Source organism: Streptomyces sp. NPDC096136 (assembly GCF_044763325.1).
GTDB lineage: Bacteria > Actinomycetota > Actinomycetes > Streptomycetales > Streptomycetaceae > Streptomyces.
On sequence record NZ_JBIWFZ010000003.1, the window covers coordinates 164,654 to 180,354 of the forward strand.

Genomic DNA, 15,701 nt, shown 5'->3' on the forward strand with positions numbered 1-15,701 from the left:
AGGGCCTCCCATGGCCGCCTCCCGCCTGGTCGTGCTGGTTTCCGGCTCCGGCACCAACCTCCAGGCCCTGCTCGACGCCATCGACGCCCACCCCGGCGGAGCCGAGGGTTTCGGGGCGGAGGTCGTCGCCGTCGGGGCCGACCGCGAGAACATCGCCGGTCTGGAACGGGCCGAGAAGGCGGGGATCCCGACCTTCGTGTGCCCGGTCAAGGCCTACGGGAGCCGTGAGGAGTGGGACGCCGCCCTCACCGAGGCCACCGACGCGTACGCGCCGGACCTCGTGGTCTCCGCAGGGTTCATGAAGATCGTCGGCAAGAGCTTCATCGACCGCTTCGGCGGCCGGTTCGTCAACACCCACCCCGCCCTCCTCCCGGCATTCCCCGGCGCGCACGGGGTGCGGGACGCCCTCGCGTACGGGGCCAAGGTCACCGGCTGCACGGTCCACTTCGTGGACAGCGGCGTGGACACCGGTCCGATCATCGCCCAGGGTGTCGTCGAGGTCCGCGACGGGGAGGACGAAGCCGCGCTCCATGAGCGCATCAAGGAAGTCGAGCGCCAGCTGCTCGTCGACGTCGTGGGGCGCCTGGCCCGGCACGGCTACCGCATTGAGGGACGAAAGGTAACAATCCAGTGACCGCCAACGAAACGACGACGGCTGCGACCCAGCGGCCGATCCGCCGTGCGCTCGTCAGTGTCTACGACAAGACGGGACTGGAAGACCTGGCCCGCGGCCTGCACGAGGCGGGCGTCGCGCTCGTCTCGACCGGCTCCACCGCGTCGAAGATCGCCGCGGCCGGCGTGCCGGTCACCAAGGTCGAGGAGCTCACCGGCTTCCCCGAGTGCCTCGACGGCCGGGTCAAGACCCTCCACCCGCGCGTGCACGCCGGCATCCTCGCCGACCTGCGCCTGGAGGACCACCAGCGCCAGCTCGCCGAGCTGGGCGTCGAGCCCTTCGACCTGGTGATCGTCAACCTGTACCCGTTCCGGGAGACCGTCGCCTCCGGCGCCACGCCCGACGAGTGCGTCGAGCAGATCGACATCGGCGGCCCGTCGATGGTCCGCGCCGCCGCCAAGAACCACCCGTCGGTCGCCGTCGTCACCAGCCCGGCCCGCTACGCCGACGTCCTCGCCGCGGCCCAGGGCGGCGGCTTCGACCTCACCGCCCGCAAGCGGCTCGCGGCCGAGGCCTTCCAGCACACCGCCGCCTACGACGTGGCCGTGGCCTCCTGGTTCACGAACGCGTACGCCCCGGAGGGCGAGGAGGGCGCGCTGCCCGAGTTCCTGGCCGGCGCGTGGGAGCGCAAGTCGACCCTGCGCTACGGCGAGAACCCGCACCAGGCCGCCGCGCTCTACACGGACGGCCGGCCGGGCGGGCTCGCCAACGCCGAGCAGCTGCACGGCAAGGAGATGTCCTTCAACAACTACGTGGACACCGAGGCCGCCCGCCGGGCCGCCTACGACCACGAAGGACCCTGCGTCGCGATCATCAAGCACGCCAACCCGTGCGGCATCGCGGTCGGCGCGGACGTCGCCGAGGCGCACCGCAAGGCACACGCCTGCGACCCGCTGTCGGCGTTCGGCGGCGTCATCGCCGTCAACCGCCCGGTGACCGTCGAGCTCGCCGAGCAGGTCGCGGAGATCTTCACCGAGGTCATCGCCGCCCCGGCGTACGAGGACGGCGCGGTCGAGATCCTCGCGAAGAAGAAGAACATCCGCGTCCTGAAGGTGGACGGCACCCCGCACCAGCCGGGCGACCTCAAGCCGGTCAGCGGCGGCGTGCTGCTCCAGCACAGCGACGTCTTCCAGGCCGAGGGCGACGACCCGGCGAACTGGACCCTGGCCACCGGTGACGCCCTGTCCGCCGAGGAGCTCGCCGAGCTCGCCTTCGCGTGGAGGGCCTGCCGCGCCGTCAAGTCCAACGCGATCCTGCTGGCCAAGGACGGGGCCTCGGTCGGCGTCGGCATGGGCCAGGTCAACCGCGTCGACTCGGCCAAGCTGGCGGTCGAGCGGGCGGGCGCCGAGCGCGCCCAGGGCTCGTACGCGGCCTCGGACGCCTTCTTCCCGTTCCCGGACGGGCTGGAGATCCTGACCGCCGCCGGCATCAAGGCCGTCGTCCAGCCGGGCGGTTCGGTCCGTGACGAGCAGGTCGTCGAGGCGGCGCAGAAGGCGGGCGTGACCATGTACTTCACCGGTACGCGCCACTTCTTCCACTGAGCCGCGGATACGGCGAAGGCCGCGCCCCGCACTGCGGGGCGCGGCCTTCGCCGTGAGCGGTGCCTACTTCTTGACGACGATGGTGCCCGCGGCACGGTCGTGCCAGCCCTGGAGCTTGCCCGAGTTGTCGAAGAAGGGGGAGAGGTAGACCAGGAGCTGGCCGATGCCGCACAGGACGGAGCCGACCATCGGGATGATCCAGCGGATGAAGCCGCCGCCGATGCCCGGGTTCTGGCCCGTGTTCTCCTTGACGACCTTCAGGCCGAGGGCCATCTTGCCGACGGTGGCGCCCACGAAGGCGATCATCAGCCATTCGTAGAGCAGGGTGGCGAGGCCGAGGATGAGCAGACCGCCGAAGAAGGCCGCGAAGATGCCGCCCGCGGCCTCGCCGGCCTGGGCCGACGCCTCGTTGAGGCAGGTGCTGTACTCGGGGGACAGCGGGTCGATGCCCGTGCAGTCCTTGACGTTCTTGGCCGCGCTGAAGGCGCCCGCGAACACGACGGAGCTCAGGATGAAGTACAGAACACCGATGATCAGGCCGTCGATCACGCGGGCGCCGAAGCGGCGGCCCATCGTGGCGACCTGGACGGTGCCCAGGCCCGCGACGTTGATGTAGCCGTTGTTGGCCTGCAGCGTGCCGGGCGCCTGGGGAGGGACGCCGTAGGGCTGCTGGCCCTGCTGCGGGTAGCCGTAGCCGGCCTGCGGCGGGACGCCCTGCGGGGCCTGCTGCGGGTAGCCGTAGCCGGGCTGACCCTGCGGCGGCTGCTGCTGCCCGTAGGGGTTGTTGGGATCGCCGAAGCTCATCTGGGTGTTTCCTCCGTGAAGTGCGGGGACGCACGGCACGCTGGAGGACACTTGCTTCTGCGGTACGCCCCCCGGCACTGCCCGCGGCACTCTGTTCCGATCGTCTTGCTGCCCGTCATCGTCGTGGGCCCGCACCGGGCTTGTCCAGCCAGTTGCAAAGCCGGGCCAGACTTGTTGTGCAAGTGCAATGAAGAGCATGTTCCGGCCACCGCCCGACTGGAAGCCGGGCCGCCCCATCCGGGAGGATGCCCCCATGACCGCCCAGATTCTCGATGGCAAGGCCACCGCGGCCGCGATCAAATCCGAACTGACCGCCCGCGTGGCGGCGCTGAAGGAGCGGGGCATCACCCCCGGCCTCGGCACGCTGCTCGTCGGCGACGACCCGGGCAGCCGCTGGTACGTCAACGGCAAGCACAAGGACTGCGCGGAGGTGGGCATCACCTCCATCCGCCGCGAACTGCCCGCCACGGCCTCCCAGGAGGAGATCGAGGCGGTCGTGCGCGAGCTGAACGAGGACCCGGCGTGCACCGGGTACATCGTCCAACTGCCGCTCCCCAAGGGCATCGACACCAACCGCGTCCTGGAGCTGATGGACCCGGCCAAGGACGCCGACGGCCTGCACCCGACCTCGCTCGGCCGGCTGGTGCTCGGGGTGCAGGGGCCGCTGCCCTGCACCCCGTACGGCATCGTCGAGCTGCTGCGCCACCACGGGGTCGAGATCAACGGCGCGCACGTGGTCGTCCTCGGACGGGGCATCACCGTGGGCCGCTCCATCGGGCTGCTGCTCACCCGCAAGTCCGAGAACGCCACCGTGACCCTGTGCCACACCGGTACGCGCGACCTCGCCGGGCTGCTGCGCCAGGCGGACATCGTCGTCGCGGCGGCGGGCGTGCCGCACCTGGTGAAGCCGGAGGACGTCAAGCCGGGCGCGGCCGTCCTCGACGTCGGCGTCAGCCGCGACGAGAACGGGAAGATCGTCGGGGACGTCCACCCGGGCGTCGCCGAGGTGGCGGGCTGGATCTCCCCGAATCCGGGCGGCGTCGGGCCGATGACCCGGGCGCAGCTGCTGGTGAACGTGGTCGAGGCGGCGGAGCGGGCCGGCAGTGCGGGCTGAGCACGACACGGGCGGGGCCGGCGGGACCAGCGGTACGGACGGGACCGGCGGCACGGACGGGACCGGCAACCGTACGGACGGGACCGGCGGCACGGACGGGACCAGCGGTACGGACGGGACCGGCGGTACGGACGAGACCGGCAACCGTACGGACGGGACCGGCAGCGGTAAGGGCGAGGACGCGGGCACGGGCCCGGGCGCGGGCCGGGGCGGCGGGCCGGCGCAGGGCGCCGGGGCGTCGGAGCACCCGGCGGCACCCCGCCCGAAGTCCGGGCCCGGGACGGGGCGGTCCCCGGCGGCGGCCGGGGCCTCCACCCCCGCCCGGCCGGCGGCGCGGTCCCGGCGGTTCCCCGCCGTCACCCAGGACACCGCCCGCCCGGAGGGCGCGGGCCGCGCCATCCCCGGCGCGGTGTCCACGCCCGCCCGCCAGTGGCCGATGCTCAGCGTCCTCGGCGCCACTGCCGTCGGGCTGCTGACCACGGCGTTCGGGCACCCCCGCGTCGGCTGCCTCGTCATCGGCGTCGCCCTGATCGCGGCCGCGGTGCTGCGGCGCGTCCTGCCCTCGGTGGGCATGCTCGCGGTGCGCTCCCGCTTCACGGACATGGTCACGTACGGGCTGCTGGGCGTGGCGATCACACTGCTGGCGCTGGTGGTGCAGCCGCACGGTTTGAAGGTCCCGTTCCTGGAGGACGCGGTCCGCTTCACCGTCCGCTGACCGGGCGTCGGCCGCCGCGCCGCCGGGCGATCCCGTGCGGCGCGGCGCGCCCGGGCCCTCGAACGGGCCTGGAAAGTACGGATTTCCGGGCTGGAGTACAGGTCGCGCGTGCGTTCGGACCTTCGAACCCGGGGGTCATGTGCCGTGGACCACAGGCACCGGGGGGTTCGAGGCCCCTCGGGTCGGATAGCCTGACCGCGGATGTCTCTTCACGTCAAGATTCACAGGACAGGGAAGCGGCGTCCTCCCCAGTACTTGGGACCCAGCACATGGGGCGGGGACGCCCCACCGCCAGCTGTCTAACGGAGAAGGCCATGACCCGCACTCCCGTGAATGTCACCGTGACCGGCGCCGCCGGCCAGATCGGCTACGCCCTGCTCTTCCGCATCGCGTCCGGCCACCTGCTCGGCGCGGACGTGCCGGTCAAGCTCCGCCTCCTGGAGATCCCGCAGGGCATGAAGGCCGCCGAGGGCACCGCCATGGAGCTCGACGACTGCGCCTTCCCGCTGCTCAAGGGCATCGACATCTTCGACGACCCGAACCAGGGCTTCGACGGCGCCAACGTCGCCCTCCTCGTGGGCGCCCGCCCGCGCACCAAGGGCATGGAGCGCGGCGACCTGCTCTCCGCCAACGGCGGCATCTTCAAGCCGCAGGGCGCCGCGATCAACGCGCACGCCGCGGACGACATCAAGGTCCTGGTCGTGGGCAACCCGGCCAACACCAACGCGCTCATCGCGCAGGCCGCCGCCCCGGACGTCCCGGCCGAGCGCTTCACCGCGATGACCCGCCTGGACCACAACCGCGCCCTGTCGCAGCTCGCGCAGCGCACCGGTGCCGACCTCACCGACATCAAGCGCCTCACCATCTGGGGCAACCACTCGGCGACCCAGTACCCGGACATCTTCCACGCGGAGATCGCCGGCAAGAACGCCGCCGAGGTCGTCAACGACGAGCAGTGGCTCGCCGAGACGTTCATCCCGACCGTCGCCAAGCGCGGCGCCGCCATCATCGACGCCCGTGGCGCGTCCTCGGCCGCCTCCGCCGCCAACGCCGCCATCGACCACGTCCACACGTGGGTCAACGGCACCGCCGCCGGCGACTGGACCTCCATGGGCATCCCCTCGGACGGCTCCTACGGCGTCCCGGAGGGCCTGATCTCCTCCTTCCCCGTCACCTGCAAGGACGGCAAGTACGAGATCGTCCAGGGCCTGGACGTCAACGAGTTCTCCCGTGCGCGCATCGACGCGTCCGTGGCGGAGCTCGTCGAGGAGCGCGACGCGGTCCGCGAGCTCGGCCTGATCTGATCCACCCGCTCTGACCGTCCGCCCCTGCGGCCCGATCAGAGCGGACACCCTGGCGCCCCGGCCGGACACGGCCGGGGCGCTTCGGCGTTTGCGGGCGGAGGCATCCGGCGGAGGCGCTCCGGCGGACGGGTCCGCCCGGACCGGTCAGCGCTTGAGCGAGCCCGGGGTGTAGTGCCCCGGGGACAGCCGGGTGGTGACGGCGATCCGGTTCCAGACGTTGATCATGGCGATGACCGTGATCAGCTGGGCCAGCTCGGCCTCCTCGAAGTGCGCGGCGGCCTTCGCGTACACCTCGTCCGGGACGAACCCGTCCGTCAGCACGGTGACGGCCTCGGTCAGCTCGATCGCCGCCAGCTCCTTCTCCGTGTAGAAGTGCCGCGACTCCTCCCAGGCGGCGAGCTGGACGATCCGCTCGACGCTCTCGCCCGCCGCGAGGGCGTCCTTGGTGTGCATGTCCAGGCAGAACGCGCAGTGGTTGATCTGCGAGGCGCGGATCTTGACGAGCTCGACGAGGACCGGGTCCAGGCCCTTCTTCGAGGCGATCTCCAGGGCGACGGCGGCCTTGTAGGCCTCCGGGGCGAGCTTGAACAGCTCCATGCGGGGGGTGTGCTCTGCGGCGAGGGCGGTGGTCTTCGTGTCGTTGCTCATGGCTCCACCGTACGGAGCGGGCGGCCCGCCGATATGGTCCACATCCATGACCGATGCATGGGCCACTTACGGCGCCGACCTGCACCTGGACCTCTCCGCGGTGTCGGCGGGCGAGCGCGGCCTGCGGGCCGCCCTGACCGAGTCGCTGCGGGAGGCCGCGCGCAGCGGGCGGCTGGCGCCGGGGACCCGGCTGCCCTCCTCCCGGACCTTCGCCGCCGACCTGGGCATCGCCCGCAACACGGTCGCGGAGGCCTACGCGGAGCTCGTCGCCGAGGGCTGGCTGACGGCCCGCCAGGGCTCCGGCACGCGGGTCGCCGAACGGGCCAGGCCGCGCCGGGCCCCGGGGCCGGCGGCGCAGGTCCGCCGTCCCGCGCGGCGCCCTCCGGCCTACAGCCTGGTGCCCGGCTCCCCGGACCTGGGCGGCTTCCCGCGCACCGCCTGGCTGGCGGCCGCCCGCCGGGCCCTGACCGACGCCCCGAACGAGGCCTTCGGCTACGCCGCCGACGCGCGCGGCCGGATCGAGCTGCGCGAGGCGCTCGCCGGGTACCTGGCGCGGGCGCGCGGGGTGTACGCGGACCCGGACCGGATCGTGCTGTGCGCCGGTTTCGCCCACGCGCTCCAGCTGCTCGGGCGGGTGCTGCGGGGCCGCCGGGTGCGGGAGATGGCGGTGGAGGGCTACAGCCTGGACCTGCACCGGGACCTGCTCACCCGGGCCGGTCTGCGCACCCGGCCGCTGTGGGTGGACGGGGCCGGGGCCCGCACCTCCGACCTGGCCGGACTCGGCCCCCGGGTGGGCGCGGTGCTGCTGACGCCGGCGCACCAGTTCCCGACCGGCGTGGCCCTCACCCCCGAGCGCCGGGCGGCGGCGGTGGACTGGGCGCGGACCACCGGCGGGCTGGTCCTGGAGGACGACTACGACGGGGAGTTCCGCTACGACCGCCAGCCGGTCGGCGCGCTCCAGGGCCTGGACCCCGACCGGGTGGTCTACCTCGGCACCGCCAGCAAGTCCCTCGCCCCCGCGCTGCGGATGGGCTGGATGGTCGTCCCGCCCGACCTGCTGGAGGAGCTGCTGGAGGCGAAGGGCCGGGCGGAGTGGATGTCGAGTGCGCTGGAGCAGCTGACGCTGGCGGAGTTCATGACCTCCGGGGCCTACGACCGGCACGTGCGGGCGATGCGGCTGCGCTACCGGCGCCGGCGCGACGAGCTGGTGGCCGCGCTCGGCGGCGGCCCGGTCTCCGGGATCGCGGCGGGGCTGCACGCGGTGCTGGACCTCCCGGCGGGGACGGAACGGTCCCTCGTCCAGGCCGCGGCCTGGCAGGGGCTGGCGGTGGAGGGCCTGGCGCGCTACCGGCATCCGGAGACGGAGATGCCGCAGCGCGAGGCGCTGGTCCTCGGCTACGGCACCCCGACGGACAGCGCCTGGTCCCCCACCCTGACCGCCCTGACGACCACCCTCCCGTAACCCCACGGCCCCATGCCCCCGACCTTGCGGCCTTGCGGCCTTGCGGCCTTGCGGCCTTGCGGCCTTGCGGGCTCCCGGCCTTGCGGGCGGGCCCTGCGGCCCGGTGGCTGCGGCCCCGCCCTGCGGGCCCGTGGTTCCCTGCGCCTCGCGGGCCAGTGCCCTGCGGTCCTCAGCCCCGCCCCGGAGCCCCCGCCGGTCCGGCGGTTCGGGCGGCGTCGTCCGGTGGGGTCGCGGGTCAGGCGGTTCCGGACGGTTCCGGCTGTGGTTCCGGTTCGCCGAAGCGGGCCAGGGCCAGGGAGCCGGCCACCGCCACCAGGAACCCCAGGACCGCCAGCCACTCCAGCCCCTCCCGCGTCCGGTCGCCGAGCCACACCACCCCCACCAGCGCCGGACCGACGGTCTCGCCCAGCACCAGCCCCGCCGTCGCCGCCGTCACCGAACCGCGCTGCAGGGCGGAGGTGAGCAGCAGGAACCCCGCCGCCCCGCCCAGCAGCAGCGCGTACAGCGCAGGGTTGAGCAGCTCCCGCAGCGAGACGGAGTCCACGAGCCGCACCGCCACCTCCACCACCCCGAATCCCGTCCCCGCCGCCAGGCCCAGCACGAGCGCGCGCGAGCCGTCCGGCAGCCGCCCCGCCACCGCGCCCACCAGCAGCACCAGCCCCGCCACCCCCAGCAGCCCCAGCTTCAGCGCGAGCGTCCCGACCCCGTCCCCCTCCTCGCCGGAGGCCAGCCCCAGCATCAGCAGCCCCGCGCTCACCACCCCCACCGCGCCCCACTCCAGCCGCGACAGCCGCACCCGCAGCAGCCGCGCCGCGACCACCGCCGTCACCGCCAGGCTCGCGGCCATCGCGGCCCCCACCACGTAGATGGGGATGTGGCGCAGGGCGACGATCTGGAGCACGAAGCCGACCGCGTCCAGCGCCAGCCCCGCCAGGTACCGCCACTGCCGCACCGCGCGCAGGAACAGCGCGGTGTCCACTCCCGAGGCGTCCCCCGGCCGGGCCGCCGCGCGGGCCGCCACCGCCTGGAGGACCGAGGCCGTACCGAAGCACACCGCCGCGCCCAGCGCGCAAACCATTCCGATCAGCACGAAACCGACTCTAGGGCCCCCACCGTGACGAGGGTGTGACGGTGGCCGGATTCCCTCGCCCGACACCCCCGCTCTAGTCTGTCGGCAGCCCACGCCACCCAGGGGGAGCGGAACACACCATGGACACCAGCGACACCAACCGACGACGCATGCGCTCCGGCGCGGTCGCCCTCGGCGGCATGGGCCTGCTCGCCGCCACCCTCGTGGCCTGCGGCAGCAGCAGCGAGCCCGACAAGCGCTGCGCGTCCCGGTCCACGCTGGAGCACCTCAACGCCAAGGAGTGCAAGACCGGCGGCCGCGGGGCGTACTACTACGGCGGCAGCGTCAGCAACGGCAAGGTGACCGGCGGCAGCTTCGACAAGTCGGCCGTCACCCGCGGCGGCATCGGCGGCGGCAGCCACTCCGGCTCCTCCGGCGGCTGAGCGGCCGGCGACGAGCGCACACGACGGAGCACGGCACCATGCAGCGGAACACCATCGAACCCCGCCCCGACTGGCAGAAGACCGTCGAGGAGCAGGGCCTGATCTACCCCCTCACCCGCTTCCCCGACGACTCCCTGCGCCCGTACTGGGACGAGAGCGCCTACTACTCCTTCTCCCTCCCCGAGGTCGAGGCGCTGGAGAACGTCGTCGAGGAACTGCACGCCATGTGCCTGGCCGCGGCCGCCCACATCGTCGAGCACGACCGCTTCGCCGACCTCGGCATCACCGACCCGAAGGTCGCCGCGCTCATCGCCGAGTCCTGGCGGCGCCGCGCCGAACAGCCCTCCCTCTACGGCCGCTTCGACCTGCGCTACGACGGCTCCGGCAGCCCCGCCAAGCTGCTGGAGTACAACGCCGACACCCCGACCTCCCTGGTGGAGGCCGCGAGCCCGCAGTGGTTCTGGATGGAGGAGCGCTTCCCCGGCGCCGACCAGTGGAACTCCCTCCACGAGCGGCTCGTCGACGCCTGGCGCCGGCAGGCCGAGCTGCTGCCGCCCGGCCCGCTGCACTTCGCGCACTCCGAGACCGACGAGCTCGGCGAGGACCTGATGACGGTCGCCTACCTCCAGGAGACCGCCGAGCAGGCCGGGCTGGAGACCCACGCCCTGTCCGTGGAGACCATCGGCTGGGACGGCCTCGCGGGCCGGTTCGTGGACGAGAAGCTCCGCTTCATCCGCGGCTGCTTCAAGCTCTACCCGTGGGAGTGGCTGGTCGAGGACGAGTTCGGCCCGCACGTCCTCGACACCTACGACCACGGCGGCGGCAGCGGCACCACCGCCTGGATCGAGCCCCTGTGGAAGATGCTGCTGGCCAACAAGGCCCTGCTGGCGATCCTGTGGGAGCTCTTCCCCGAGCACCCGAACCTGCTGCCCGCCTACCTCGACGGCCCGCGCGAGCTGGCCGGGAGCGGCGGCTACGCCGCCAAGCCCCTGCTGGGCCGCGAGGGCGCGGGGGTCACCCTCCACGAGCCGGGCGGCGAGCCCTTCGTGCCGGCCGACGGGGAGACGTACGTCTTCCAGGCGCTGGCCCCGCTGCCCGACTTCGACGGCAACCGCGTGGTCCTCGGCGCGTGGGTGGTCGAGGAGGAGGCGGCGGGCCTCGGCATCCGCGAGTCGGCGGGCCCGGTCACCGACGAGTACGCCCGCTTCCTGCCGCACGTCATCCTCTAGCCGATCCCGGGGTGCCCGGCCGGGCACCCCGGGGACCCCTCAGCCGGCGAGGACCGCCCGCAGCTGCTCCAGACCCCAGTCCAGGTCCTCCTTGCCGATGACCAGCGGCGGCGCGATCCGGATCGTCGACCCGTGGGTGTCCTTCACCAGGACCCCGCGCTCCATCAGCCGCTCGGAGATCTCCCGGCCCGTGCCGCGCGCCGGGTCGATGTCGACGCCCGCCCACAGCCCGCGCCCGCGGACGGCGGTCACCGCGCCCGAGCCGGCCAGCAGGTTCAGCTCGCGGTGCAGGTGGTCGCCGAGTTCGGCGGCCCGCTGCTGGTACTCGCCGGTGCGCAGCATCGCGATCACCTCCAGCGCGACGGCGCAGGCGAGGGGGTTCCCGCCGAAGGTGGAGCCGTGCTCCCCGGGCCGGAACACCCCGAGCACGTCCCGGTCCGCGACCACGGCGGACACCGGCACCACACCGCCGCCGAGCGCCTTCCCCAGGACGTACACGTCCGGGACGACGTCCTCGTGCTCGCACGCGAAGGTCCGGCCGGTGCGGCCCAGGCCGGACTGGATCTCGTCCGCCATGAACAGCACGTTCCGCTCGCGCGTCAGCTCCCGTACGCCCGCCAGGTAGCCGGCCGGCGGGACCAGTACGCCCGCCTCCCCCTGGATCGGCTCCAGCAGGACGGCGACGGTGTTGGCGGTGACGGCGGCGTCGAGGGCGGTGAGGTCCCCGTACGGGACGATCTCGAAGCCGGGGGTGTAGGGGCCGTAGTGGTCGCGGGCCTCGTGGTCGGTGGAGAAGGACACGATGGTCGTGGTCCGGCCGTGGAAGTTGTTCGCGGCGACGACGATCTTGGCCTGTCCGTCCGGGACGCCCTTGACCTCGTACCCCCACTTGCGGGCCGTCTTCACCGCCGTCTCCACGGCCTCCGCGCCCGTGTTCATCGGCAGCACCGCCTCCTTGCCGCACAACGCGGCGAGTTCGGTGCAGAAGTCGGCGAATTGGTCGTGGTGGAAGGCCCGGGAGGTGAGGGTGACCCGCTCCAGCTGGGCCTTGGCCGCGTCGATCAGACGCCGGTTGCCGTGGCCGAAGTTGAGCGCCGAGTACCCGGCGAGCATGTCGAGGTAGCGGCGGCCCTCCACGTCGGTCATCCACGCGCCCTCCGCCGAAGCCACGACGACCGGGAGGGGATGGTAGTTGTGCGCGCTGTGCTCGTCGGCGGAGCGGATGGCATCAGCTGTTCTCGACACGGGGTCTCCGATCGTCCGTCTGCTGGTGACGCGGGTGACATGGGTGGCGTCCTTTGTATCGTCGCTCGGATCGTGGACGCGGAAACCTCCGGGCCGCCGCGCCCGCTAAGGTGTTCGGTACGCACGGCGACTGGCGTACGGAGAACCAACTCCGGGGGAGTCGTGCGCGCACGACCGCAGACAGGGCCGCTCGCCTGGGCCTCGCGGGGACGAGAACCGACATCGACCCCGGAGGAGCCGCGATGACCGCGCACCGCCAGCCCGCCCTGCTCGCCACCGACCCCGAACTCGCCTCGCTCGTCTCCGCCGAGGAGACCCTCCAGGCCGAGACCCTGCGCCTGATCCCCAGCGAGAACTACGTCTCCGCGGCGGTCCTGGAGGCCTCCGGGACGGTCCTGCAGAACAAGTACAGCGAGGGCTACCCGGGCCGCCGCTACTACGAGGGCCAGCAGAACATCGACCGCATCGAGGCCCTGGCGGTCGAGCGGGCCAAGGGCCTCTTCGGCGCGGAGCACGCGAACGTCCAGCCGTACTCCGGCTCCCCGGCGAACCTGGCCGTCTACCTGGCCTTCGCGAAGCCCGGCGACACCGTGATGGGCATGGCCCTGCCCATGGGCGGGCACCTCACGCACGGCTGGGGCGTCTCGGCGACGGGCTCCTGGTTCCGCGGCGTCCAGTACGGCGTGCGCGCCGAGGACGGCCTGATCGACTACGACGCGGTGCGCGACCTGGCCCTGGCGGAGCGCCCGAAGATCCTCTTCTGCGGCGGCACCGCCCTGCCCCGCACGATCGACTTCGAGGCCTTCGCCTCGATCGCGCAGGAGGCGGGCTCGATCCTGGTCGCGGACATCGCCCACATCGCGGGCCTCATCGCGGGCGGCGCCCACCCCTCGCCGGTCCCGTACGCCGACGTGGTCTCCACGACGACCCACAAGACCCTGCGCGGACCGCGCGGCGCGATGCTGATGTGCAAGGAGGAGCACGCGAAGGCCATCGACAAGGCGGTCTTCCCCGGCCTCCAGGGCGGCCCGCACAACCAGACGACGGCGGGCATCGCGGTGGCCCTGCACGAGGCGGCCCAGCCCTCCTTCACCGCCTACGCCCACGCGGTCGTCGCCAACGCCAAGGCGCTGGCCGCGGCGCTGCTGGAGCGTGGCTTCGACCTCGTCTCGGGCGGCACGGACAACCACCTGATCCTCATGGACCTCACCTCGCGGGGCGTGCCGGGCAAGGTGGCGGCCAAGGCGCTGGACCGCGCGGGCATCGTGGTCAACTACAACACGGTCCCGTTCGACCCGCGCAAGCCGTTCGACCCGTCGGGCATCCGCATCGGCACGCCGTCGCTGACCTCCCGCGGGCTGACGACGGAGCACATGCCGGCGGTCGCCGACTGGATCTCCCGCGCGGTGGACGCCGCGGCCGCGTCCGACGAGCCGGCCCTGGCGAAGATCCGCGCCGAGGTGGCGGAGCTCCTGTCCGCCCACCCGGCCCCCGGCCTCCCGTCGGCCTAGCCCCCACCCCGATCATCGGCGGGGGCCGGGACCGGCCCCCGCCGATGATCGGGCCCGGGTCCGGGAGCATGGCCCGAGACCGCGCCGTTACCTGAGAGAATGGCCCCATGGCTTCTGATCGTCCTCGCGCGCTCTCCGGCATCCAGCCCACCTCCGGTTCGTTCCACCTCGGGAACTACCTCGGAGCGATCCGCCAGTACGTCGCCCTCCAGGAGACGCACGACGCCTTCTACATGGTCGTCGACCTGCACGCGATCACCATGCCGCAGGATCCCAAGGACCTCCGCGCGAACACCCGCCTCTCCGCCGCGCAGCTCCTCGCCGCCGGCCTGGACCCCGAGCGCTGCACGCTCTTCATCCAGAGCCACGTCCCGGAGCACGCCCAGCTCGCCTGGATCATGAACTGCATCACCGGCTTCGGCGAGGCCAGCCGGATGACCCAGTTCAAGGACAAGTCCGCCAAGGGCGGGGTCAACAGCGCCAGCGTCGGCCTGTTCACGTACCCGATCCTCCAGGTCGCCGACATCCTGCTCTACCAGGCGAACGCCGTCCCCGTCGGCGAGGACCAGCGCCAGCACGTGGAGCTGACCCGCGACCTCGCCGAGCGGTTCAACCACCGCTACGGCCGGACCTTCACCCTGCCCGCCGCGCACATCGTCAAGGAGGTCGCGAAGATCTACGACCTCCAGGACCCGGCGATCAAGATGTCGAAGTCGGCTTCGTCCCCCAAGGGCCTGATCAGCCTCCTCGACGAGCCCAAGGCCACCGAGAAGAAGATCAAGAGCGCGGTCACCGACACCGAGGCCGAGATCCGCTTCGACGCCGAGAAGAAGCCCGGCGTCAGCAACCTGCTCACGATCTACTCCACCCTCACGGGCGAGTCGATCCCCGCCCTGGAGGCCGCGTACGAGGGCAAGGGCTACGGCGCGCTCAAGACCGACCTCGCCGCGGTGATGGTCGATTTCGTCACACCCTTCCGGCAGCGCACGCAGGAGTTCCTGGACGACCCGGAGACCCTGGACGCCGTGCTGGCCAAGGGCGCGGAGAAGGCGCGGGCGGTCGCCGCGGAGACCCTGGCACAGGCCTACGACCGGATCGGTTTCGTGCCCGCCAAGCACTGACGGACCGAGGCCCCTGGCGGCCGAGGGGGTGCTGCCGCCACACTGAGGCGGCAGCACCCGCTGCGACGCCGTCGATGCGACCACATCGACGCGACCACTCACCAGCACGCGCGGAGGAGATCACGTGGGGACCGTCACGCTCGGCGTTTCGATCGCGGTCCCGGAGCCGTACGGCAGCCAGCTGCAGCAGCTGCGCGCCGGCTTCGGGGACGCCGCCGCGCACGGCATCCCCACGCACGTCACCCTCGTACCGCCCACCGAGGTGGAGGCCGTCCGGCTGCCGGCGATCCGCGCGCACCTCGCGGAGGTCGCGCGGTCCTTCCCCGCCTTCGCGATGCGCCTGGAGGGGACGGGCACCTTCCGACCCCTCTCGCCGGTCGTCTTCGTCCGGCTCGCCGAGGGGATCGAGGGCTGCACCAGCCTCCAGGGCCGCATCCGCGACCCCGAGGGGCCGCTCAGCCGTGAGCTGGCCTTCCCGTACCACCCGCACGTCACGGTCGCCCACGGGATCTCCGAAGAGGCGATGGACCGGGCCTTCACCGAGCTCGCCGACTACGCCGCCGGCTGGCACTGCGAGGGCTTCGCCCTCTACGAGCAGGGCTCGGACGGGGTCTGGCGCAAGCTGCGCGAGCACCCCTTCGGCACCGCCGCGACCGCCGTCCCCGCACAGTCCGGCCCGGCCGCCGCGGACACCGCCATACGACGGTCCTGACGCGCCCGCCGCAGGCCCCGGACCGCACGGAAGGTGTGGAAGCGGAGCCTTCGCAGGGCCAGGGCGTGGAACGGTCGGGACGACACGGGGCGAAAAGTCACAATCGACGA

15 protein-coding genes and 1 riboswitch are annotated in these 15,701 nt (G+C 72.9%); of the genes, 11 read left to right on the top strand and 4 right to left on the bottom strand.

Features of this window, described 5'->3' with window-relative positions; translation table 11 throughout:
* Nucleotides 1–10: 10 nt before the first annotated feature.
* Both purN and purH read left to right on the top strand, forming a co-directional pair.
* On the top strand, nucleotides 11–634 hold the full coding sequence (gene purN, locus ACIRBY_RS07010; protein ID WP_366450362.1) for a phosphoribosylglycinamide formyltransferase: 624 nt from the start codon (nucleotides 11–13) through the stop codon (nucleotides 632–634).
* On the top strand, nucleotides 631–2,214 hold the full coding sequence (gene purH, locus ACIRBY_RS07015) for a bifunctional phosphoribosylaminoimidazolecarboxamide formyltransferase/IMP cyclohydrolase (RefSeq protein WP_403897211.1): 1,584 nt from the start codon (nucleotides 631–633) through the stop codon (nucleotides 2,212–2,214). The genes purN and purH overlap by 4 nt, the downstream gene beginning before the upstream one ends.
* Before the next feature lie 63 nt (nucleotides 2,215–2,277).
* Here the strand turns inward: purH and ACIRBY_RS07020 are convergent, their stop codons facing one another.
* Nucleotides 2,278–3,018, bottom strand: coding sequence for an RDD family protein (locus tag ACIRBY_RS07020; RefSeq protein WP_390687684.1), 741 nt, complete (start codon nucleotides 3,016–3,018; stop codon nucleotides 2,278–2,280).
* Nucleotides 3,019–3,271: 253 nt separating this feature from the next.
* On the opposite strand from ACIRBY_RS07020, the gene ACIRBY_RS07025 reads away from it, so the two are divergent.
* The 3 genes from ACIRBY_RS07025 (at nucleotide 3,272) to ACIRBY_RS07035 (ending at nucleotide 6,151) form a co-directional block, all read left to right on the top strand.
* Entirely contained in the window at nucleotides 3,272–4,132 is an 861-nt protein-coding gene (locus ACIRBY_RS07025) for a bifunctional methylenetetrahydrofolate dehydrogenase/methenyltetrahydrofolate cyclohydrolase (protein ID WP_403897215.1), read from the top strand.
* Nucleotides 4,122–4,847 (top strand): DUF3017 domain-containing protein, encoded by a 726-nt coding sequence (locus ACIRBY_RS07030; RefSeq protein WP_403897218.1) that lies wholly within the window; start codon nucleotides 4,122–4,124, stop codon nucleotides 4,845–4,847. Before ACIRBY_RS07025 ends, ACIRBY_RS07030 begins: the two co-directional genes overlap by 11 nt.
* A 314-nt stretch (nucleotides 4,848–5,161) precedes the next feature.
* A complete protein-coding gene (locus ACIRBY_RS07035; protein ID WP_403897220.1) occupies nucleotides 5,162–6,151 on the top strand; it encodes a malate dehydrogenase in 990 nt (329 codons plus the stop codon).
* A 144-nt stretch (nucleotides 6,152–6,295) separates the two neighbouring features.
* Here ACIRBY_RS07035 and ACIRBY_RS07040 read toward each other — a convergent pair whose 3' ends face one another.
* On the bottom strand, nucleotides 6,296–6,799 hold the full coding sequence (locus tag ACIRBY_RS07040; protein WP_403897222.1) for a carboxymuconolactone decarboxylase family protein: 504 nt from the start codon (nucleotides 6,797–6,799) through the stop codon (nucleotides 6,296–6,298).
* Nucleotides 6,800–6,845: 46 nt separating this feature from the next.
* Between ACIRBY_RS07040 and ACIRBY_RS07045 the strand changes: the two genes are divergently transcribed.
* Nucleotides 6,846–8,261: a PLP-dependent aminotransferase family protein gene (locus ACIRBY_RS07045; protein ID WP_403897225.1), complete on the top strand. Its 1,416-nt coding sequence runs from the start codon at nucleotides 6,846–6,848 to the stop codon at nucleotides 8,259–8,261.
* A gap of 235 nt (nucleotides 8,262–8,496) precedes the next feature.
* On the opposite strand, the gene ACIRBY_RS07050 is transcribed toward ACIRBY_RS07045, so the two are convergent.
* Nucleotides 8,497–9,351, bottom strand: a complete 855-nt coding sequence (locus tag ACIRBY_RS07050; protein WP_403897227.1) for a hypothetical protein — start codon at nucleotides 9,349–9,351, stop codon at nucleotides 8,497–8,499.
* A 119-nt stretch (nucleotides 9,352–9,470) separates the two neighbouring features.
* Between ACIRBY_RS07050 and ACIRBY_RS07055 the strand changes: the two genes are divergently transcribed.
* On the top strand, nucleotides 9,471–9,773 hold the full coding sequence (locus ACIRBY_RS07055) for a hypothetical protein (protein WP_403897230.1): 303 nt from the start codon (nucleotides 9,471–9,473) through the stop codon (nucleotides 9,771–9,773).
* 38 nt (nucleotides 9,774–9,811) lie between these two features.
* Nucleotides 9,812–11,002, top strand: a complete 1,191-nt coding sequence (locus ACIRBY_RS07060; RefSeq protein ID WP_403897232.1) for a glutathionylspermidine synthase family protein — start codon at nucleotides 9,812–9,814, stop codon at nucleotides 11,000–11,002.
* A 39-nt stretch (nucleotides 11,003–11,041) separates the two neighbouring features.
* Here ACIRBY_RS07060 and rocD read toward each other — a convergent pair whose 3' ends face one another.
* A complete protein-coding gene (gene rocD / locus ACIRBY_RS07065) occupies nucleotides 11,042–12,247 on the bottom strand; it encodes an ornithine--oxo-acid transaminase (RefSeq protein WP_403897235.1) in 1,206 nt (401 codons plus the stop codon).
* Nucleotides 12,248–12,363: 116 nt separating this feature from the next.
* A riboswitch (ZMP/ZTP riboswitch) is annotated at nucleotides 12,364–12,454 on the top strand.
* A gap of 35 nt (nucleotides 12,455–12,489) precedes the next feature.
* Between rocD and glyA the strand changes: the two genes are divergently transcribed.
* The 3 genes from glyA to ACIRBY_RS07080 all read left to right on the top strand — a co-directional run bounded on the left by glyA (nucleotide 12,490) and on the right by ACIRBY_RS07080 (nucleotide 15,591).
* A complete protein-coding gene (gene glyA / locus ACIRBY_RS07070) occupies nucleotides 12,490–13,758 on the top strand; it encodes a serine hydroxymethyltransferase (protein ID WP_403897237.1) in 1,269 nt (422 codons plus the stop codon).
* A gap of 107 nt (nucleotides 13,759–13,865) precedes the next feature.
* Complete coding sequence (gene trpS, locus ACIRBY_RS07075; RefSeq protein WP_403897240.1) at nucleotides 13,866–14,879, top strand: tryptophan--tRNA ligase; 1,014 nt, start codon at nucleotides 13,866–13,868, stop codon at nucleotides 14,877–14,879.
* A 124-nt stretch (nucleotides 14,880–15,003) separates the two neighbouring features.
* Nucleotides 15,004–15,591 carry a 2'-5' RNA ligase family protein gene (locus ACIRBY_RS07080; protein WP_403897243.1) on the top strand — a complete coding sequence of 196 codons (588 nt, stop codon included), beginning with the start codon at nucleotides 15,004–15,006 and terminating at the stop codon, nucleotides 15,589–15,591.
* Nucleotides 15,592–15,701: the final 110 nt, after the last annotated feature.

Coding starts and splice junctions, on each gene's coding strand:
- purN (WP_366450362.1), top strand. CDS start 11: ATGGCCGCCTCCCGCCTGGTCGTGCTGGTTTCCGGCTCCGGCACCAAC.
- ACIRBY_RS07020 (WP_390687684.1), bottom strand. CDS start 3,018: ATGAGCTTCGGCGATCCCAACAACCCCTACGGGCAGCAGCAGCCGCCG.
- ACIRBY_RS07025 (WP_403897215.1), top strand. CDS start 3,272: ATGACCGCCCAGATTCTCGATGGCAAGGCCACCGCGGCCGCGATCAAA.
- ACIRBY_RS07035 (WP_403897220.1), top strand. CDS start 5,162: ATGACCCGCACTCCCGTGAATGTCACCGTGACCGGCGCCGCCGGCCAG.
- ACIRBY_RS07040 (WP_403897222.1), bottom strand. CDS start 6,799: ATGAGCAACGACACGAAGACCACCGCCCTCGCCGCAGAGCACACCCCC.
- ACIRBY_RS07045 (WP_403897225.1), top strand. CDS start 6,846: ATGACCGATGCATGGGCCACTTACGGCGCCGACCTGCACCTGGACCTC.
- ACIRBY_RS07055 (WP_403897230.1), top strand. CDS start 9,471: ATGGACACCAGCGACACCAACCGACGACGCATGCGCTCCGGCGCGGTC.
- ACIRBY_RS07060 (WP_403897232.1), top strand. CDS start 9,812: ATGCAGCGGAACACCATCGAACCCCGCCCCGACTGGCAGAAGACCGTC.
- glyA (WP_403897237.1), top strand. CDS start 12,490: ATGACCGCGCACCGCCAGCCCGCCCTGCTCGCCACCGACCCCGAACTC.
- trpS (WP_403897240.1), top strand. CDS start 13,866: ATGGCTTCTGATCGTCCTCGCGCGCTCTCCGGCATCCAGCCCACCTCC.